Source organism: uncultured Porticoccus sp. (assembly GCF_963975625.1).
In the GTDB taxonomy this organism is placed as follows: Bacteria; Pseudomonadota; Gammaproteobacteria; order Pseudomonadales; family Porticoccaceae; genus Porticoccus.
This window is the reverse complement of the sequence record NZ_CAXBHS010000012.1, coordinates 68,568-88,447: the sequence shown is the minus strand read 5'-3', so window position 1 is coordinate 88,447 and position 19,880 is coordinate 68,568. Positions and strand designations below refer to the sequence as shown.

Here is a 19,880-nt window from a genome sequence, read left to right as displayed (position 1 = left end):
TACCCAAAAATGGATTTCCCCCGATATGACTCTAACTGTACGCAAGGCTGTTATTCCTGTCGCCGGGCTGGGCACTCGTATGTTGCCGGCCACCAAGGCTATTCCAAAAGAAATGTTGCCGGTGGTGGACAAGCCGCTTATCCAGTACGTCGTCAATGAAGCTATTGCGGCGGGCATTACCGAGATCGTACTGGTCACACATGCCAGTAAGAACTCCATTGAGAACCACTTCGACACCAGTTTTGAGCTGGAGGCGCAGCTGGAAAAGCGGGTCAAGCGCCAGTTGCTAGACGATGTCCGCTCGATCGTGCCCCAGGAGGTGACCATCATTTCGGTCAGGCAACCCTACGCAAAGGGCCTTGGACATGCGATCAGCTGTGCGAGGCCGGTGGTAGGTGATCAGCCTTTTGCCATTCTGTTGCCGGATGTTTTGGTGGACAAATATCGGGCGGACTCGAAAAAAGACAATTTATCGTCCATGGTGAATAACTTTACCGCCACAGGTCACAGTCAGATTATGGTGGAGGCGGTTCCCTGGGAAGACGTTAACAAATACGGTGTTGTCGATTGCCAGGGCGTCGAGTTGATGGCCGGCGGCGTGGCGAGAATTCACAGCATGGTCGAAAAACCGAAACCGGAGAATGCCCCGTCTAACATGGCTGTTGTGGGGCGCTATGTGGTGTCGCCGACCATTTGGGAACTGCTGGAAAAAACGCCGCTCGGGGTGGGTGGCGAGGTCCAGTTAACGGATGCTCTGGAAGAATTGCTCAAACAGGAGGTGGTAGAGGCCTACCGGATTGTTGGCCGCAGTCATGATTGCGGCAGTAAACTTGGCTACATACAGGCCAATATTGCCTATGCCCTGCAGCATGATGAAATTGGCGAAGGGGTTAAAGAATACCTCAAAAACAATCGCCATGTTGATGCTCCAGCGACATTGGAAAAACCGCGCCAATAGTCTGACCCTTTGTGATGACACCATACCGGTGTGGGGTGGGTGTCCCTGTGATGTGAGTATTATGAAAATTACCTGTTTTAAGGCATACGACATTCGGGGCCGGCTCGGTTCCGAGCTGACCGTAGAGATTGCATACCGTATTGGCAGGGCGTATGCCCGCTGGTTGAAACCTGAAACCGTGGTGGTTGGCGGGGATATCCGCACCTCCAGCCCGACGTTAAAAAGTGCGCTGGCCTCGGGGTTGCGCGATGAAGGCGTCGATGTGCTGGATATTGGACTGTGCGGCACCGAGGAAATCTACTTTGCGACGGCGCACCTCAATCTGTCTGGTGGCATCATGGTGACGGCCAGCCACAATCCCATTGATTATAATGGCATGAAAATGGTGCGGGAGGGCTCTAGGCCGATCAGTGCCGATACCGGGCTGAAGGCGATCCAGGCATTGGCCGAAGAAACAGATTTTTCTCCGGTAGAGCCCAGTCAACGTGGGACCTATCGTCGTATCAGTTGTTCCGGTGCCTATATTGAACACCTGCTCTCGTATGTGGAGCGAAACAAACTTCGGCCGTTGAAAATCGTCGTCAATGCCGGCAATGGTGCAGTCGGTCCTGTGCTCGATGCGCTGGAAAGCTTTTTGCCCTTTGAGCTGATCAAGTTGAATCATGACCCGGACGGGGAATTTCCCAACGGTATTCCAAACCCGTTGTTGCCGGAGAGCCGCCATCACACCAGTGATCTGGTGAAGTCGTCTGGCGCCGACTTTGGCCTGGCTTGGGATGGGGATTTTGATCGTTGTTTTCTGTTCGATGAGCAGGGCGAATTTATTGAGGGCTACTATATTGTCGGGTTGCTCGCAAAAGCGTTTCTGCGCAAGCATCCGGGAGAAAAGATTGTCCATGACCCCCGTTTGATCTGGAATACCCAGGCGGTCTGCCGGGAATTTGCTGGTGAGGCGGTGCAAAGTAAATGTGGTCATGCTTTTATCAAGCAGGTCATGCGTGAGCAGGATGCCATCTATGGCGGTGAGATGAGTGCCCACCATTATTTCCGGGATTTCTTTTATTGCGACAGTGGCATGATTCCCTGGCTTTTAGTGGCCGAGTTGCTGAGTGTGACCGGTCAGCCCCTGTCGGCCATGATTCAGTCAATGGTGGAAGACTACCCCTGTTCCGGTGAACTGAATCGCCGTATTGATGATCCCCAACAAGTGATGACACTACTTGAAGAACACTACAGCAATGGCGCAGTGAGCATCGAACGGGTGGACGGACTGAGTGTGGCCTATACTAATTGGCGGTTTAATCTGCGCAGCAGTAATACCGAGCCAGTCGTCAGACTCAATGTGGAAGCCAGTGACCGGGCCTTGATGGAACAGAAAACCCTTGAGCTACTCAGCCTGATGGGTGCCGATTGAGGTAACTGGTATGGCGCACTGAGTGCGATTGGCCGGTTCGGAATCAGTAAATCAACCAATCATTTCCGGGAGCGTGTCATGCAGGATAAAACAGTATTGGTGACCGGTGCTACCGGGTTTATCGGCAGCCGATTCTGCCGTGAGGCCCTATCCAGGGGTGCCCGGGTAATTGGTCTGAGTCGTGACCCACAACAGGCACTAAAAAAACTTCCCGGTGTCGAGTTTATTGGGAATCTTGACGCCCTGTCTCCGGAACAACCCATCGACTATATCGTCAATCTGGCTGGTGAACCGCTGGTTGCCGGTCGCTGGAATGACCGGCGCAAACAGGCCTTCATAGACAGCAGGGTCGGCACTACCAACCGGTTATTCGAGCATTTCCAGAAAGCGTCTGCACCACCTTCGGTATTGGTCAGCGGTTCCGCCGTAGGCTATTACGGCCCTCACCAAGACGAGCCGCTGGGGGAGGATGGTGTTCAGCACGATTGTTTTGCCAGCCGTCTTTGTCTGGAATGGGAACAGAGTGCCTCACAGTTTGCTTCGCTGGGAACCCGGATATGCTACCTGCGGACCGGCATAGTGCTGGGGGCTGGTGGTGGCGCACTGAGTCGAATGTTGTTGCCTTTCCGTATGGGATTGGGCGGCCGCCTGGGTTCTGGTAAGCAGTGGATGCCCTGGATTCATATAGCCGATGAAGTGGCGATCATTTTTTATTGCCTAGAACAATCTGCTCTGCAGGGAGCGGTCAACGCCACGGCCCCGAATCCGGTGACGAATCGTCAATTTACCACGGCGCTCGGTTCTGCGCTGCACCGTCCGACCATCTTCCCCATGCCGGAACCCGTGGCAGTACTGCTGTTTGGTGAAATGGCTAGGGAGTTATTGCTGACGGGGCAGCGGGCGTGCCCGCGAAAACTGCTCGAGTCCGGCTATTCCTTCCATTTTTCCGAACTGGATGAAGCGCTTGGGGATATTGTTTAGCGCAGGTTTACAGTTGCCAGAGGGCTGTACAAAGGTCCATTGGCTGTCAGTTGACTCTGAAACAGGGTTATCTGCCTAACAGGTAAACAGATATCGATATCCAGGTTGATTTTTGCACTGGGTTTAGCGGAGGCTTTTCCCAACGTAATGTGCGGCCTGAATGCCTGCTGCATCGTTTCAAAGCCGCTGGCAGCAAGGGATGTGGAAAGCTGCTGGTACAGTGCCATCAATGACGTCGAATATTCGGGAATGGCGGCGACAGTCCGACTTTCCCTGCCTGGAAATCGCTCCACAGCTTTCAGCAATAAGTCAAATTGTTCAGCGCAGAGGGCCTGGACGATCCGTTCGGCAATGGCGGTCTGCTCGGTTGTTTGCTCACCGAGAAACTTCAATGTCAGATGGCGGTGTTGTGCAGGCACCCAGCGACTGGCATCGTTCAACCGTTGTTGGCAAATATCATCCAGCAGTCGGTTTACTGTTTCTGTGAGTGGCAGGGCGATGAACAGTCGCACAAGGATTACCAAGTCAGTCGCCGCAGTAGATGCAGCCGGACGTGCAGGTTTCCCGAACCTCGATTTTGCTCAGCAAGGGGAGCGTCGGTTTTAACCGTGCCCAGATCCATCTGGCTATATTTTCACTGGTGGGATTTTCCAGTCCGTCGATCTCGTTGAGATAATGATGATCGAGTTGGTCATAGACCGGTTTGAAGTAATCTTTAAGATCGCCAAAGTCCATTACCCAGCCGGTTTGTTTGCCGACGGTGCCGCTCAGATAAAGCCTGATATGGTAGGAGTGCCCGTGCAACCGACCACATTTATGTCCCTCTGCCACATTGGGTAGAAGGTGTGCTGCCTCAAAGGTAAATTCCTTGAAAATTTCCATGGGTATACCGGTCATTTGAAAAGTTGGCCTATGGTAATTTGCGGATCTTTCCTTGTACACAAACCTGCAACTGAAATGTTTGACACCGACCGATATTTCGGTAGAATGCGCCTCTCTCTGAGGAGGGTGGTTAGCTCAGTTGGTAGAGCGACGGCCTTACAAGCCGTAGGTCACAGGTTCGACCCCTGTACCACCCACCAGTGTAAAAGTAGCATTTTGCGGACCGGTAGTTCAGCTGGTTAGAATGCCGGCCTGTCACGCCGGAGGTCGCGGGTTCGAGTCCCGTCCGGTCCGCCATATTTTAAAAAGCCACCCACCCGGGTGGTTTTTTTATGGGAAGAACTTTCAGGGACGAGAACCCGCGAAGGGGTTCGACCGATTGGCGCAGCCAATCAGGGCCGGAGGAACGACGGGCGGGGTTTATCCAGAGTGCGGGTCAGGCCGGTCCGTTTCTTGCCCCTGTCCATATTGCCTTACCAGGTCAGGCCTGGATAACCAGGGTGACGGTAAGAGGCGTGCGGGTTTTTTATCCTGTTGTTGTTGAACCATAGCGTTTCTCCTATTGCTTTTTTAAGTCCGCGTGGGTAAATGATCTCTTTCTTTTCAGCCTCTTTTACTCTACCTTGATGCCATTCGTTCCCTTGATTTAACCCAGTTAATCTGGAAAGGTATATTCATGAAAGATCTTGATACAAAAATGGAAGAGACCACTGCGACCCCTTGGGATCAGTGGTTTGAAATGCTAACGGCCTTTAAAGCGGAAAAGGGCCACTGTCTGGTACCTCATAATTACAAGACCCCGGAGGGTTACCCTCTTTGGTACTGGGTGCGGAAAATGTGCCGGGACAAAGCCAAGGGCGAACTTTCAGAAGATCAGATTGAACGACTTAACAGTCTGAAGTTCGTATGGGACCTGCAGGACCTGCCCTGGGAGAAGGGATTTGCTGCATTACAGATCTACAAGGCAGAGTTCGGCGATTGCCTGGTTCCCGATGGTTATGTGACCAGAGATAATTATCCCCTCGGCCTGTGGACATGGAAGCAACGCTATTTTGAGGGCAATTACCCCAGAGAAAAATATCACCGACTCGCCGATCTTGGCTTTGTCTGGGATTTGCGCGAATACGCGTGGGATCGGATGTACGCTGCGCTTGAGGCCTATCAGAAAGAGTACGGTGATTGCCTTGTGCCGGCGGGCTATATAGTCGAGGGGGGCGTTGATCTCAGTATGTGGGTAACCAGGCAGCGTTCAGATTTGGCACATAATTATCTTACACAGGTGAAGCTGTCAAAACTGAACAGGCTGGGATTCTGCTGGGCGACGGCTGATGATTTGCCGCACGTGTTGTTTGTGCCGCGAGACAACAGTAAAAAAAGTAATATTTCAACTTCAAGTCGCCCGCTTTAAACGAGCTGGTAGGAAATGACTGATCTGGTGCGCTGAGATTTATTGTGACCTTGTTCCCAATAATTCTCGGTCGCCAGATTATACCCATAAGGTTATAGCAAACGTTACTGTGCGGGCTCCCGTGTCGACCTTGTCTCACGTCATGGAGACACCCTCGTTAAAACCCGTTTGGCCCGGGTTTCGGTTGCCGGGCTGCTCATAATAAGTTTCACCCTCGACTGTTTGCCTTGGTCCTTCAGTGACTCCTGGCGATACCGGTCTCTACTCCCGCAACGAATCTTTATCACCCTTTTTGGGCGAAACCGATATGATTCTGGGTATATAATCCAACGGTATTTCTAAAGGGGCTCTTCCGGTTACTCCATGACTGACTTCAAACATATTGCGCTGGTGGCCAATATCCAGTTGCCCGAGATTATCGACTCCCTGAAGCGACTGATCACTTTTCTGACACAATCCGGCTACCAGGTGTTGCTTGAGCAGAAAACCGCGGAACTGGTCGGTGATAGCCAATTGCCGGTATTTGATAGTGACAGTCTAGAGACGTCAGTGGATCTTATCATTGTAGTTGGGGGCGATGGCAGTATGCTGAGCGCTGTGCGCAGTTTGGTGAGATATGATATCCCCTTATTGGGTGTCAATCGGGGTCGACTGGGTTTTCTTACCGATATCCTGCCGGATGAAATGGAATCACAGATGAAACGCGTGCTGGCCGGCGAGTATATTGTTTCCAGTCGTTTTCTGCTGGATGTCTCCATTAGCAGAAAAGGTGCTGTTATCGGAACCGGTGCGGCACTGAATGATGTGGTGCTTCACCCAGGGAAATCCGTCCGGATGATGGAGTTTGAGCTGTATATTGATGGGCAGTTTGTCTACAGTCAGTGTTCCGATGGTCTGATTGTTTCCACCCCGACGGGATCTACAGCTTATGCACTCTCTGGGGGTGGGCCAATCATGCATCCCAATCTGGATGCGATTGTTCTGGTGCCGATGAATCCCCATACGTTGTCCAGTCGACCCATTGTCGTGGGCGGTAAGAGCGATATCGAGATCAGGGTGGGCTCCCGCAATGAGCTGCATCCGCTGGTCACCTGTGACGGTCAGACTGACCTGCAGTCCGAGCCCGGTGATATCATTCAAATCCACAAGAAAGCCCGCCAGGTGCAGTTGATTCATCCGGTGGCACACAATTTTTATGAAACCTGTCGGACCAAGCTTGGGTGGGGCAGTCGACTGGGTATTGATGAACGCACCAGTGAACGCATTAGTAAGCCGGTCAACTAATTGCCATGAGTGAACTGGATTCAACCTGGACACATGTGGCAGACATCCCCGCTCAGCTTGATATGGGCGACCTCTATACCCGGTTAAACAGCTTGGGAATATCCCATCAGCTCAAACTCCATGGTGAGTGGGTTCAACTGTGGATAGAACAACCCGAGCAGTTGCCGCAGGTTATCAGTCTGTTGGAGGAAGCGAGGTCAACATTTTCTCCCGCCATGTCAGGTCCTCCCGCCTTGAGTTTTCAGCAACAGTTACACAAAGTCCCGGTAGTCTTGATTCTGCTGTTACTCAGTGTCACCGGTGCTGCTTTGGTCAGTCACGCGTTTCCACTGGTGCACTGGTTGACCTTCCAGGACTACCTTTTGGTCGGCGAAAGCATCCGCTTTGAGTATGCGGAGATCGCACTGGGTCGGGGCGAATACTGGCGGCTGGTAACGCCGGTTTTCTTGCACTTTGGTATTTTTCACCTAGCCTTTAATGGCCTTTGGCTGTGGGAGTTGGGACGACGAATCGAAACCCTTGCAGGCAGTCTGCACATGTTGATGATTGTGTTGTTGATGGCGATTGCCTCTAACCTGGGGCAATACCTTTGGAGTGGCCCCGCACTGTTTGGCGGTATGTCCGGTGTGGTTTATGGTCTGCTCGGCTATATCTGGATAAGAAACCGGGTATATCCCAGTCCAATACTCTCTCTTCCCGGGGGGTTGCTGGGCTTCATGTTGATCTGGCTATTGGCAGGGATGAGCGGTTTTATGGAGCTATTGATGGGAGTCAATATCGCCAATGCCGCCCATGCGATCGGCCTGATTAGCGGCATGGTGCTGGGGGGCTGGGCTGGAGCTATCGCTACCGGCGGGCATCGTCAGTAGCTGGTATAATTTTGCACAGACATAAATCCTTAAGGTAGTGGTTGGGTGACAGCGGCTACCGAGTTGTCACTGAGGTAAACCATGGATTTTCAGCAACTGATCGATTCCATCACCCCCGATATTTACGAAAGTCTCAAGCTGGCTGTGGAGCGGGGCAAATGGCCCGATGGCAAAAAGCTTACCGCAACTCAGCGGGAACACAGTATGCAGGCAATTATTGCCTATGATCTCCGCCACATACCTGAAGATCAGCGCGTTGGCTATATTCCGCCCAAGAAAAAAACTGAACCCTGTGATACGAATAAGCGGCCTGATCACAGCGAGGATCTACAGCCTCTCAAATGGCAGTCGTAATTTATGCCTGATTATTCGGGACACCTCAAGAAAATGCGGGCAGCTCTGGCGGACGGCCCGGTGCAGTACGGTTTGCCGCTGGACGACGAGTGCCTGCCGTTGAACGATCTGCTTGGTCAAACCCTACGTATTCAGTACAGCGGTACGATTCACTGTATTCATTGTGGTCGGCGCAGTAACAAGAGTTTCAGTCAGGGCTGCTGCTATCCGTGTTTTACGAAACTGGCGCAGTGTGATACCTGCATTGTCAGCCCGGAAAAATGCCATTATTTCGAGGGTACCTGCCGGGAGCCGGAATGGGGTGAACAACATTGCATGGTGGATCATATTGTCTACCTGGCCAATTCATCCGGGGTGAAAGTTGGCATTACCCGCGAGAGCCAGCTGCCCACCCGCTGGATCGATCAGGGAGCCTTGCAGGCGCTGCCCATCATGCGAGTCAAGACTCGCCAGCAGTCCGGCTTGGTGGAGGATGTTTTACGCCAGTATGTGGCAGACAAGACGAACTGGCGAACCATGCTGAAGGGCGAGATTGTTCCCGCCGACCTGCCGGCTATTCGGGATGCACTATTTGATCGGACTGAAACACAACTGACTGCTCTGGAAAACCGTTTTGGTGTTCAGGCCCTTCAGCGGCTCGATGATGCAGTCCCCATGAATATTGATTACCCGGTGCTGGAGTACCCAACAAAAGTGACCAGTTTCAATCTGGATAAGGTGCCTTCGTTAGAGGGAACCCTGCTGGGTATAAAAGGCCAGTATCTGATTTTTGACAGCGGGGTCATCAATATTCGCAAATACACAGCCTACCATGTAGAAGTGACCCATTAATTATGATGATGAGAGATGCCCAGCCGGGCAATATTTACCTGAAAGACTACACGGCCCCACGCTACCTGATCGATAAAACAGTGTTGCGGGTAGAAATTCGCCAGGATGACACCGTTGTTCTGGCTACGCTGGACATGCGGCGCAACCCGGATACCAGTGACCGGGAAACCAGCCTGGTACTGGATGGTCAGGGCCTGTCGCTGCAATCTCTGAGTATCGACGGAAAGCCGTTGACGCCCGAGCAGTTCAGCGCGACGGCAGACGAGTTGTTGATCCACAGCGTCCCCGAGCAGTTCACCCTGACATCGGAAGTGATTATTCGTCCGAAGGAAAATTCGTCCCTGGAGGGGCTATTCAAATCCCGCACCATCTACTGCACCCAGTGTGAAGCAGAAGGTTTTCGCGGTATTACCTACTACCTGGATCGCCCCGATGTGATGTCGGAATTTACCACAACGGTGGTGGCTGACAAGGCCGAATGTCCGGTATTGCTGTCTAATGGCAATCTGATGGAAACCGGTGAATTACCGGATGGTCGCCACTGGGCAACCTGGCACGATCCCTTTCTCAAGCCCGCCTATCTGTTTGCACTGGTGGCGGGTGAATTGTCTGTGGTAGAAGACAATTTCACTACCTGCAGTGGCCGCAATGTGTTACTGCAGCTTTATGTGGAAGCCAAGGACCTGGAGAAATGTGATCACGCCATGACCTCCCTGAAAAACGCCATGCGCTGGGATGAAGAGGTCTACGGTCGCGAGTACGATCTCGATCTGTATATGATCGTGGCGGTGGACGATTTCAATATGGGGGCCATGGAGAACAAGGGCCTCAACATCTTCAACACCTCCTGCGTGCTGGCCCATCAGGCCACTACCACCGACGATGGTTTCAATCGGGTAGAGGCTGTGGTGGCTCATGAATACTTCCACAATTGGTCCGGCAACCGTGTTACCTGCCGGGACTGGTTTCAGTTGAGTCTGAAAGAAGGTTTTACCGTGTTCCGCGATTCGCAGTTTTCTGCGGACATGGGGTCTCCGGTGGTCAAGCGGGTAGAAAATGTCAATATGCTCCGCACGGTGCAGTTTGCTGAGGATGGCGGCCCGACGGCCCACCCGGTGCAGCCTGCATCCTATATGGAGATCTCCAATTTCTACACGGCCACCATTTATGAGAAGGGGGCTGAGGTAGTGCGAATGATCCATACGCTGCTGGGTCCGGAACTGTTCCGTCGTGGCTCTGATCTCTACTTTGAACGCCACGATGGTCAGGCTGTCACCATCGAAGATTTTGTCGCCGCCATGGCCGAGGTCAGTGGCAGGGATTTCAGTCAATTCATGAACTGGTACCGCCAGGCCGGCACCCCCCGCCTGACTGTCACCAGTGATTACGATGAACAGCAGCGACAGTTCAGATTGCATTTTTCACAGAGTTGTCCGCCCACTCCCGAGAGCCAGAACAAGCAGCCTTTTCATATTCCGGTAACGGTGGGGCTGATGACAGACGCAGGGGATTTGCCGTTGAGTGCTGCGGGTGAAACCAGCCAGGTTGTGGAAATTACCGAAACCGAGCAGACGGTAGTTTTTGAGCACATCGATTGTCGACCGGTGCCATCTCTGCTGCGCAGTTTTTCGGCCCCCGTAAAATTGAATTATCCCTATAGTTTTGATGAGCTGGGTTTTTTGATGGCCCATGATAGCGATGGCTTCAACCGCTGGGATGCCGGTCAGCGGCTCTCCATCGAGTTAATGCAGTCGTTGATTAAAGATTTTCGTAGCGGTGAACCACTGCAGTTGGATAGCCGTTTGCCAGCGGCCTTTGCCAAGGTGCTGGATGAAATCGAGGCCGATCAGGCCATGCAGGCACTGGTACTGACGCTGCCTACTGAGTTTCTGCTGGCAGAGTTGTCCGACGTGATTGATGTAGAAGCCATCCATCAGGTTCGTCGCTTTGTCTGTGCTGAGTTGGGAAAAACTCTGGCGACCGCTTGGCGTAAAGCCTATCTGGATAACGTGCAGCCACAATATGCGCTGTCGGGTGTTGCCATGGCGCAGCGGAGTCTGAAAAACCTTTCCCTGCGCTATCTGTTGAACAGCGGCGTCGAGGATTCCCTGTCACTGGCCCATGACCAGTTTATGACCGCGGATAACATGACCGATCGGTTGGCAGCGTTGTCCGGACTGGTTAATGACCCGCGGGACGCCGCGGTGACACTGGCGGAGAAGGCGCTGGAGAAATTCTACCAGGATTGGCAACAGGAGCCGCTGGTGCTGAACCAGTGGTTTCAGGTACAGGCTTCCTGTGTGCGTCCGGGTGGCCTGGAACGGGTGAAAAAACTCATGCAGCATCCCGCTTTTGACTTTCATAACCCCAACAAGGTGCGTGCCCTGGTGGGTGTGTTCTGTAACAGTAACCCGGTTAACTTTCATCGGCATGATGGCGCTGGCTACCAGTTCCTGGCTGATAATGTACTGGCATTGGACAAACTGAATCCACAGATCGCTTCCCGTCAACTGACGCCGCTGACCAAGTGGCGACGTTATGACCTGTCGGCACAGTCACTGATGCAGGAGCAACTTTCCCGTGTGCTGGCAGCGCCTGGTTTGTCTCGTGATACGTATGAGATCGCTTCGAAGAGTCTCTGAGGGATAACCGCTGCACTCTGTTGACTTGATGCGGATCAATGACAACGGTGATGAATAAGCAGACACTGGCTAGGTAGATGTGCCAAAAAGGCATATCTCCGAAGTGACAGCAACCCCTGTTGAAGGGGTTTTTCATCGTTAATATTTAGGAGAGCCTCTGGCTCTCCTTTTTTTTGCCTGCTGTTCTGGACGACTCCTTTGAGTTGATTATCTGGCAGTGGTTTTTTTTGTTCGTTTTTTGTTATTCAAGTGATCATGAAGTGCCAGGAATTGCTGGGTCAACGGATGACTGGGCGCAAAGTGAATCAGCGGTTTTCCCGCCTGATGTGATTCGCGCATTTTTACCGACTGATTCAGATAGATGGGCAGCACCGGGTGCTTTTCTGCAATCAGCTCATTGATGATTTGTGTCGGCAAATTGGCTCTCGGCTGAAACTGATTGGCGATGATTCCTTCGATCAAGAGGTCTTCGTTGTGATCATCCCGTATTTCGCCAATGACATGCAGAATGTTGTACAGGGCATGTCGTGAAAATGCGTCGCAATCGAAGGGAATCAATACCCGATCGGCGCTTACCAGTGCTGAAGTGGTGTAGAAGTTCATCGCCGGTGCCGTGTCAATAAACACCTGATCAAAGTGTGGTTCCAGCTTGTTTAGCAAGTCACGCAACTTGTAAATTTTGTGGCGGGATTCCAGCTTTTGTTCGATCTCTTCCAGTTCGGGGTCCGACGCCATGATCGACAGATTGGCGAAGGGTGTCTCAGTGATAAATTCAGCCGGTTTCTTCGGTGAGAGATTAAAGGACAGGGTTTGAGAAAAGTAATCGGCAATGGTGTTGGCCGTATCGGGGTTTTCACCCAGCAGATATTGGGTAGAGTTGCCCTGTGGATCTAGATCGAGTAACAGTGTCCGTTTCCCACTGTTGGCAGCGATAGCCGCCAGATTGCAGGTGATACTGGACTTGCCTACACCGCCTTTTTGATTGAAAACAACTCGACGCATACTCTGGATCCTTGCCTAGCGTTGAAATGGATGGCTTTTCGGTAAAGCATCCTGCATGAAAAATGCCAAATTGTCATTTTATGGAATCCCCTGATTGACGCGAAGCTTCTTCGCCCTCGCTGTGGGTAAGCGCTCATCAATGGGGGGGAAAGTGCACAAAATAGCAGCATTTTGTGCTTTTTAATGCACTTTTTACAGGCGTGACCCCAGCAACAGAAACCTGCTGTCGGTTTATTTGCCGTACAGCGGCGCCAGTGGCGTCCCTTTTTGATCTTTGCCCAGGCCTTTTCGGTTTTTTCTTAGCTGTTTTAATTGCTCAAAGATTGTCGGCAGGTTGACATTCTCCGGGGCGCCGCCGTAGAGCGAACGATCCAGCGCATCCAGTGTCTCGGCCAGTTTGCCGCTGTTTGCTGTAGTGGCCACATCCTGCAGTGTCAATAAGGGCCTGTCCCAATAGACCCTTGCCCAGCGCAGCAGGGCATGACGGAATGCCCGTGGGTTATCGTCTTTGGATTGTCGTTGGAGCTCCGCAAACAATGTGTTTTCTTTGGGTTCATCTACTGTTTCTACTGGGGTGACGTTCAATGCCGGTTGACGACTGCTATTGCGCCACAGCAAAAACAATACTGCGACGGCGATCAGGAGCACAAGGTTCACACTGATCAATATCCATATCAGTAGTCCGGACTCCTGAGCTACAACGGGAGTCACTATCGGCTCGGCTGCATTGGTTCTGTCAGTTTTATCAGTTTCGCTCACATCCGGCACTTGGCCTGCAGCAGCTTTCACTGTCAGTGTGCGTTGTTCAAGGACCGCTTGTCTCGGTTGCTGACTGACGGTGTCCCACCACTGGACTGTAACCGGGGGTAGTGTGATGGTTCCTGCCCTGGATGGGACAATGGCCATGGATTCCACCCGTGAACCGATCACACCACTGCTATCACCACTGTTATCCATTTGAGGCTGGTCCGGGTAGATTTTGTAACCATCGCCATCGGGTATGCGCAGAGGCGGCAGTTGGGTCGCGGCCAGCTCCTGGGCGGTCAGTGTGATGGTGCGGGTGATCGGTTCCCCCGCCACCAGATCATCGGGCGGGCGGCTCCAGCGTTCGGTGAGACTAAGCCCCTTGGCCGGAAGCCATGCCCCACTGCCAGAATTGGCGGGGCGAGGCAGAATCGTCACTCGCTGCTCATCCGAATAGAGCAGGACACGCTTGCCCCGGTTTCCGAAGAGGGAGCCCGAGAAAGGGTCGCGGCGATCTGGAATGGCCGTATTCAGACGAACCTGAGGTATGACCAGTTCGCCACTGGCCTCCGGGAACAACACATATTTGATTTCGTTGACCTGATAAGCCACACCATTTTCGCGAGTCTGGTACTGGTTCTCCGCCAGTTGCAGTATGGAGGTATTGTCTATTGATAAACCGTCACTGCTGAGGCCGAGCAGGGGTTCTGACGTAAAAATCCGCAAAGTCAGCAACAGCTGTTCCTGAACATAGGCGGTGGTTTTGTCCAGCTCGGTTTCAACAAATATCGGTTCCCTGTTTCTCGCCGCTGGGCGACTATCTTCTACCTGCAGGATGATTGCCTCGCTGTTTACGCCTTTAAAATCAAGCTCCGGAATCAGTATTTCCCCCGTTCCTCTGGGCAGCAGCTCCAGTAGCCACTCAGTGTAGGAGACCGCTGTACCATTGATCAGTGAAAACTGGTTTTGCTGGCGGCGGGAGAGGATCTCAAATTCCTCCTCCAGGATAGAAAAGTCCGGCTCGCCAGTTGTCTGGCTGTCGAACCGAACCCGCAACTCGACAGTTTCACCGCGATTGAGCTGGTTGTGGTCCACTGTCGCTGACAAGTTGTCAGCCGTGGCCCCGGTGCTGCCCAGCAACAGGAATAGCGGAACAAACACGTAACATAGCAGTGATCTACCCCAATCAGCGTTCATCAACTTTTACCACCTCTGTTCCTGATCGCCGGGCGGGTTAATACCACGACGTTCCTCGAATTCACGCTTTCTTGATTCATAGCGAAATTTTTCCCGCAGTAAGCCACCGGGATCATCCGGGATTTTTCTCAGCCATTGCTCCATGGCCTGTTTTTCTTCCTCACTCATTTCCGGCAGTGCTCCCTGTGATGGTTGTTCACTTTTCTCGCCATCACCGGGAGAGGGTTGCGGATCGGTCGACTGATCGGAGGGTTCTGGCTGGCTTTCCGGCTGTGATTGTTCGCCTTCCTGTTGCCCATCTTCTGCTTCAGGGTCGGGTGGCTCGGCACTGTTCTGGTTATTGCTTCCGGACGGGTTGTCAGAACCGTCATTGGTATCTTCGGGGTCCTGTTCGCCGGGCTGTTGCTGGTTTTTCTGATCTTCAGGTTTTTCCTGGGGATCTCCTTTCGGCTGATCCTGCTGCTGATTCTGTTGCTGCTGCTTGAGTTGTTCCACCAATTCACGATTAAACTGGGCGTCCTCCATTTCCGGTGCGAGCGCCAGGGCCTGATTGTAGCTGGCAATGGCTTCTTCAAGCTTGCCGTCTTTTGCCAGTGCATTGCCGCGATTGTAGTGATCGATGGCTGAATCACCCTGATACAGTTCGGTCGCGCGGTCGTATTGACCATTGCGGTAAGCGGCGGCCGCTTTCCATTGCGTGTGATTGAATTTTTCCTGGGCCGAGGCTGTATCACCTTCCTGCAGTGCCCGTAATGCCTGCTGGTCAGGTGTCAGCCAGAGATCATCCCAGCTCAGGGCGTGAGCGGGTACGGGTAGACCAAACAGTGGTGTCAGTATCAAGCAGGCAAGGACTATGCCGCGGCGTGAAGCCAGCACCAGTATCGGTAACAGTAGCAGCACCAGCCAATAGCCTGTGTCATGCCAGCTATCGAAGTTGCGTTCAAGCTGACGGGTGGACGCGTCCGGTCCGATTTTGAAGCCTTCCAGCAGGTAGTTGATATCGGTGTTGTCTGCCGTGATGGCGCTGTAGCGGCCGCCATGCCGGTTTGCCAGTTGTTTGAGCCCCCGTTCATCCAGACGCGGCACAATGATGGAACCGTTGCTGTCCTTGGCAAATCCGCCGCCGCCAATGGGTATGGGCGCCCCCTCTGCGGTACCAATACCGAACACCGAAAGACGGAAGTCGCCCATGCCCTGAAAGATATTGTCCAGCTCATCCCGGGCGCGCTCGGCAATACCATCGGTCATTAACAATATATCCGCTCGGGTGGCTCCGGCATTGAGTGCCAGTTCCATGGCTTTTTGTACGGCGGATTCAACATGACTGCCGGGGCCGGGCATGATATTGGGGTCCAGAGCCGGAACCAGTGCTGTAAGCGTCTTGGCGTCATCGGTCAGCGGGCTGACCACAAATGCATCGTCAGCGTAGGCGATCAACCCCGTTGTCCCCTCTTTGCGTTGCTGCAGCAACTCGATCAGTTTCAGCCGTGCACGGGTAAGCCGGTTGGGCTTCTGGTCCTGGGACAACATGGAGGGCGAGAGGTCGAACAGGATGATCAGCGCACTTTCCTGCTTGTGGATTGGCAGGGGTGTCCGGTCCCAGGTGGGACCCGCCATGGCAAGTGTGGCGATGATCCAGCCGAGGAGTGAAATCACCACCAGTGAACGCCGTTTGTGATGGGTGGATTCATCCAGTAGCAGCGGCAACAGTTCCGGTGCAATGACCCGATGCCAATTGCCCCGCCTGATCTGGGAGCGGTGTAACCACCAGCTGGTGAGTAGCGCCGGCAGAATGGCCAGCAACCAAGCCGGCCGGAGAAAATGAAATTCGGACAGGGCTTGTATCGTGCTCATCAGCTGTTATCCCCGCGATTCGCCAGGGCTGCCATTGCAAAGCTGCAGAGCAGCGCAAACCCCAGTGGCCAGTAAAATAATGCTTTGGTCGGTCTCAGGGTTTCCGCTTCCTGGGCAACGGGTTCCAGCTGATCAAGCCGTCTGTAGATCGTTTCAAGCTCCTCCGGGTTGCGAGCGCGAAAATATTGGCCACCGGTTTTTTCGGCGATGGCAGTCAGGGTCGCTTCATCCAGGTCACTGGAGGGGTTGATCCGTCGCGTGCCAAAGAGACTTCGTTCCAGCTTTACTTCTGCACCAATGCCAATGGTGTGGATTACGATGCCTTCCCTGGCAGCGATATCGGCCGCTTCCAGCGGTTTAACCCGGCCGGCAGAATTTGCACCATCCGTCAGCAAAATCAGGACTCGATGGTTTTTGGGGCGAGGCTGCAGGCGTTTCACCGCCAGACCGATGGCATCACCAATGGCGGTGCGGTCGCCCGCAAAGCCAATCTGCGCTTCATTGAGCAGCACATTCAGGGTCTCTCGATCAAATGTCAGCGGTGTTTGCAGGTAGGGGCGCGTACCGAACAGAATCAGCCCCATGCGGTCGCCCTGTCGGCGTTCGACAAATTCTCCGATTACCTGTTTGACAGCAGTGAGCCGGTCAACGGTATTGCCACCTATCTGCATATCGGTCTCTTGCATGCTGCCGGAGATGTCCACTGCCATCAACAGATCCCGACCAGTGCTGGGTATGGCAATGGGATCTCCAACCCAGGTGGGGCGGGCAGCCGCTGCGAGCAGAGCAATCCAGGTGGCCGTCAGCAGTGCCAGTGCCAACCAGTGCCAACCCCCGCCGTTTTTTAGCACTGCTACATTCCTCGACAGCGCCGAGTAGACAGGCACCTTCAGGGCCGGTGTTGTCGCTTCCGCCCGGCTGCGCACCAGCCGGTAAATTATCGGCACCGGCAACAGGATAAACAGCCAGGGCCATTCAAACGTCAGCATGATGAACTCCGCCGATGCTGTGCGAGCCATTGCTTGATGGCGGTGTGCAGGGAAATAACCAGATGGTCAATATTTTCCGGGTCAGCCCGATAGGGCAAGACTTTCAACTGTTGCTGTAGCGTTTCATCAAATAGCGTTCGCCGGCATTGCTGATTAAGCCGCTGTAATAACTCTGGTGTCAGTTCCGATTCGAGGGCCTGATCCGGATAGGCCGTTTTCGCGGTGCGGCGCAAGAGTGTCAGCATGGCATGGCAATGTTCGAGCGGTTGTTCCGCCAGAGATTGCTCCAGCTCGGCCAGGCAATCCAGTGCCTCCCGCCGATAGCGATTGTCCTGGTGCCGCTTTTTCAACCTCCAGAGACAGTAAATCATTGCGCTCAGTAGCAGTAGTGCCAGTAACCACCAGCCCGGGGCAGGGGGCCACCAGCCGATCGGATCGGGCAGGTGAATGTCTCGCAGTTGTGAAAGTGGATCCTGGGGGTTCATGGGTGCCGTCCGCTTTTTTTTCTGCTATAGGTCTGCTGCAGGATCGGTATGACAGAAGTTCCTGTTTCAAAAGCCATCAGTCCCATGCGCAATTGCGTACACAGTTGTCGCAGCCGTGCCTGGTGGCGCAGAAAGTGTTGTTCAAACTCCTCGCGCAATTCACGACTTCGCGCATTCAGTGAAAACTGCTGATTACCGTCGCTCACCTGGTAGAGGGCCGGCGGTGGCAACTGTTTTTCCAGTGGGTCATGGATCTGGCACAGGTTGACATCACAGTGTCTGGCCAGTTCGAAAAGGTGTTGTTCGCAGTCTTTGTTCAGGTCATGGAAATCGCTGATCAGAAACAGTGTTGAGCCGGGCAGTGCCACTCGGCGACTGTCCCGTATAATATCGGTCATGCTGTATTTGCCGGGCACTGAGTGGGTCAGCAGTTCACTGAAATCCCTTAACTGGTGGATTAACTGCAAGACGCTGTGGCTGCTGCGACGAGCCCGGATTTCACGATGCTGCTCTGCGCCTATAATCAGCCCGCCAACCCGGTCATTGGCGTTCAGGCCGGCCCAGCCGAGTGCCGCAGCCAGCTGGCAGGCAGTGATGGATTTCAGCATTTTTGAGCCAAAGAACATGTTGGGACGTAAATCGGTGATCACCAGGATGGGCCGCTCCCGCTCTTCCCGAAACAGCTTGGTGTGGGGGGTCAGGGTACGTGCCGTGACTCGCCAGTCGATGGAGCGGATGTCGTCGCCGGGCTGGTATTGCCGGACTTCTTCAAAATCCATACCCCGGCCTCGCGTCCGCGAGTGGTGCCCTCCCATCAGCGAGGTTTTCGCCATTCGCCGGGGGAAAAACTTCAGGTCGCGCGTACCAAACCGCATGCCTACCAGCGTGGTGACATCGGCGATGGCCGGATTGTTGAGATCGGGATCGTCCATTGATCAGGCAGAGGGTACGTTGCTGATCAGGGTATCGATTGCCCGGTCCGGGGTAATACCGCTGGCCTCTGCCTCAAAACTCAGAATAAGACGATGGCGCAATACATCGTGAATCACGCTGCGCACATCGTCCGGGGAAACGTAGTCGTGGCCCTTCAGCCATGCGCAGGCCCGGGCACAGCGATCCAGCGATATGGTGGCTCTTGGGCTGGCACCAAAATCAAGCCAGCTGCCCAGTTTTTCGCAATAATCGGTGGGATTGCGGGTGGCGAGGATCAACTGGACGATATATTCCTCCACGGGCTCTGCCATGTGGACTGACAAAACTTCCTTGCGAGCTTCCAGCAAGGTTTCCTCTGTGACTTTGTCGACGGCAGCTACCGGTTCGTTCAATGCTTCATTGCGAGCCAGGCGCAAAATCTGTCGCTCTGCCTCTGCCTCGGGGTAGTCTACGTTGACGTGCATCAGAAAGCGGTCCATTTGTGCTTCCGGCAGCGGGTATGTACCTTCCTGTTCGATAGGGTTCTGAGTGGCCATAACCAGAAAAAGCCTGGGCAGTGGGTAGGTGCTGCGGCCGACACTGATCTGGCGCTCTGCCATGGCTTCCAGCAGCGCTGACTGGACTTTAGCCGGTGCCCGGTTTATTTCGTCTGCCAGTACCAGGTTGTGAAAAATCGGGCCAGGTTGGAATTGAAAACTGCCGTCTTCCGGGCGGTAGATATCACTGCCGGTGATGTCGGAGGGCAACAGGTCTGGCGTGAACTGGACACGGTGAAAATCTCCAGTGATGCCATCCGCCAGGGTTTTGATGGCTTTGGTTTTTGCCAACCCGGGGGCCCCTTCCACCAACAGGTGTCCATCGGCCAGAATGGCAATGATCAGCCGGTCTATCAGGTGTGGCTGGCCGACAATCTGGGTATTGAGATAATCGCGGAGCTGCAAAATTTTTTGCTGATGAGTCATGCTGATGCTTACTTCTTGTTATAACGGTGGTCAGAGATTGTAATGCCTGGTGGCCGCTAACCCAAACAGGGCAATCATATGAGGTTAATCT

At 53.6% G+C, this 19,880-nt stretch carries 18 protein-coding genes and 2 tRNA genes; 11 read left to right on the top strand and 9 right to left on the bottom strand.

Annotation, left to right across the window (positions count from 1 at the left end; translation table 11 throughout):
- Window positions 1–25 precede the first annotated feature (25 nt).
- The 3 genes from galU to AACZ64_RS11410 all read left to right on the top strand — a co-directional run bounded on the left by galU (window position 26) and on the right by AACZ64_RS11410 (window position 3,353).
- The gene (galU, locus tag AACZ64_RS11420; RefSeq protein ID WP_293614882.1) at window positions 26–958 is read left to right on the top strand and encodes a UTP--glucose-1-phosphate uridylyltransferase GalU; all 933 of its coding nucleotides are present in this window, start codon (window positions 26–28) and stop codon (window positions 956–958) included.
- A gap of 61 nt (window positions 959–1,019) precedes the next feature.
- Entirely contained in the window at window positions 1,020–2,372 is a 1,353-nt protein-coding gene (locus tag AACZ64_RS11415) for a phosphomannomutase CpsG (RefSeq protein WP_293614881.1), read from the top strand.
- A 78-nt stretch (window positions 2,373–2,450) separates the two neighbouring features.
- The gene (locus AACZ64_RS11410) at window positions 2,451–3,353 is read left to right on the top strand and encodes a TIGR01777 family oxidoreductase (protein WP_293614880.1); all 903 of its coding nucleotides are present in this window, start codon (window positions 2,451–2,453) and stop codon (window positions 3,351–3,353) included.
- Here the strand turns inward: AACZ64_RS11410 and thpR are convergent.
- Complete coding sequence (gene thpR, locus AACZ64_RS11405) at window positions 3,350–3,865, bottom strand: RNA 2',3'-cyclic phosphodiesterase (protein ID WP_339640117.1); 516 nt, start codon at window positions 3,863–3,865, stop codon at window positions 3,350–3,352. The genes AACZ64_RS11410 and thpR overlap by 4 nt on opposite strands.
- Before the next feature lie 13 nt (window positions 3,866–3,878).
- Window positions 3,879–4,241, bottom strand: a complete 363-nt coding sequence (queD, locus tag AACZ64_RS11400) for a 6-carboxytetrahydropterin synthase QueD (RefSeq protein WP_339640124.1) — start codon at window positions 4,239–4,241, stop codon at window positions 3,879–3,881.
- Between the two features lie 118 nt (window positions 4,242–4,359).
- Between queD and AACZ64_RS11395 the strand changes: the two genes are divergently transcribed.
- The 8 genes from AACZ64_RS11395 to pepN all read left to right on the top strand — a co-directional run bounded on the left by AACZ64_RS11395 (window position 4,360) and on the right by pepN (window position 11,623).
- A tRNA-Val gene (locus AACZ64_RS11395) sits at window positions 4,360–4,435 on the top strand.
- Between the two features lie 20 nt (window positions 4,436–4,455).
- A tRNA-Asp gene (locus AACZ64_RS11390) sits at window positions 4,456–4,532 on the top strand.
- 379 nt (window positions 4,533–4,911) lie between these two features.
- Window positions 4,912–5,643, top strand: a complete 732-nt coding sequence (locus tag AACZ64_RS11385; protein ID WP_293614878.1) for a helicase associated domain-containing protein — start codon at window positions 4,912–4,914, stop codon at window positions 5,641–5,643.
- Between the two features lie 363 nt (window positions 5,644–6,006).
- Entirely contained in the window at window positions 6,007–6,927 is a 921-nt protein-coding gene (locus tag AACZ64_RS11380) for an NAD(+) kinase (RefSeq protein WP_339640115.1), read from the top strand.
- A gap of 5 nt (window positions 6,928–6,932) precedes the next feature.
- Window positions 6,933–7,796, top strand: a complete 864-nt coding sequence (locus AACZ64_RS11375; RefSeq protein WP_293614876.1) for a rhomboid family intramembrane serine protease — start codon at window positions 6,933–6,935, stop codon at window positions 7,794–7,796.
- A gap of 81 nt (window positions 7,797–7,877) precedes the next feature.
- A complete protein-coding gene (locus AACZ64_RS11370; RefSeq protein ID WP_293614875.1) occupies window positions 7,878–8,150 on the top strand; it encodes a DUF1315 family protein in 273 nt (90 codons plus the stop codon).
- 3 nt (window positions 8,151–8,153) lie between these two features.
- On the top strand, window positions 8,154–8,981 hold the full coding sequence (locus tag AACZ64_RS11365) for a DUF2797 domain-containing protein (RefSeq protein ID WP_339640112.1): 828 nt from the start codon (window positions 8,154–8,156) through the stop codon (window positions 8,979–8,981).
- A gap of 8 nt (window positions 8,982–8,989) precedes the next feature.
- Window positions 8,990–11,623, top strand: coding sequence for an aminopeptidase N (pepN, locus tag AACZ64_RS11360; protein WP_293614900.1), 2,634 nt, complete (start codon window positions 8,990–8,992; stop codon window positions 11,621–11,623).
- 207 nt (window positions 11,624–11,830) lie between these two features.
- Here pepN and AACZ64_RS11355 read toward each other — a convergent pair whose 3' ends face one another.
- From AACZ64_RS11355 to AACZ64_RS11325, 7 genes are all read right to left on the bottom strand, one after another.
- The gene (locus tag AACZ64_RS11355) at window positions 11,831–12,625 is read right to left on the bottom strand and encodes a ParA family protein (RefSeq protein WP_293614873.1); all 795 of its coding nucleotides are present in this window, start codon (window positions 12,623–12,625) and stop codon (window positions 11,831–11,833) included.
- Between the two features lie 231 nt (window positions 12,626–12,856).
- Window positions 12,857–14,566 carry a BatD family protein gene (locus AACZ64_RS11350; protein WP_293614872.1) on the bottom strand — a complete coding sequence of 570 codons (1,710 nt, stop codon included), beginning with the start codon at window positions 14,564–14,566 and terminating at the stop codon, window positions 12,857–12,859.
- A gap of 6 nt (window positions 14,567–14,572) precedes the next feature.
- Window positions 14,573–16,420, bottom strand: coding sequence for a VWA domain-containing protein (locus AACZ64_RS11345; RefSeq protein ID WP_293614871.1), 1,848 nt, complete (start codon window positions 16,418–16,420; stop codon window positions 14,573–14,575).
- On the bottom strand, window positions 16,420–17,409 hold the full coding sequence (locus AACZ64_RS11340) for a VWA domain-containing protein (protein ID WP_293614870.1): 990 nt from the start codon (window positions 17,407–17,409) through the stop codon (window positions 16,420–16,422). Before AACZ64_RS11340 ends, AACZ64_RS11345 begins: the two co-directional genes overlap by 1 nt.
- Window positions 17,403–17,894: a DUF4381 domain-containing protein gene (locus AACZ64_RS11335; RefSeq protein WP_339640106.1), complete on the bottom strand. Its 492-nt coding sequence runs from the start codon at window positions 17,892–17,894 to the stop codon at window positions 17,403–17,405. Before AACZ64_RS11335 ends, AACZ64_RS11340 begins: the two co-directional genes overlap by 7 nt.
- Window positions 17,891–18,826, bottom strand: a complete 936-nt coding sequence (locus AACZ64_RS11330; protein WP_339640105.1) for a DUF58 domain-containing protein — start codon at window positions 18,824–18,826, stop codon at window positions 17,891–17,893. The genes AACZ64_RS11335 and AACZ64_RS11330 overlap by 4 nt, the downstream gene beginning before the upstream one ends.
- A gap of 3 nt (window positions 18,827–18,829) precedes the next feature.
- On the bottom strand, window positions 18,830–19,789 hold the full coding sequence (locus AACZ64_RS11325) for a MoxR family ATPase (RefSeq protein WP_339640104.1): 960 nt from the start codon (window positions 19,787–19,789) through the stop codon (window positions 18,830–18,832).
- Window positions 19,790–19,880: the final 91 nt, after the last annotated feature.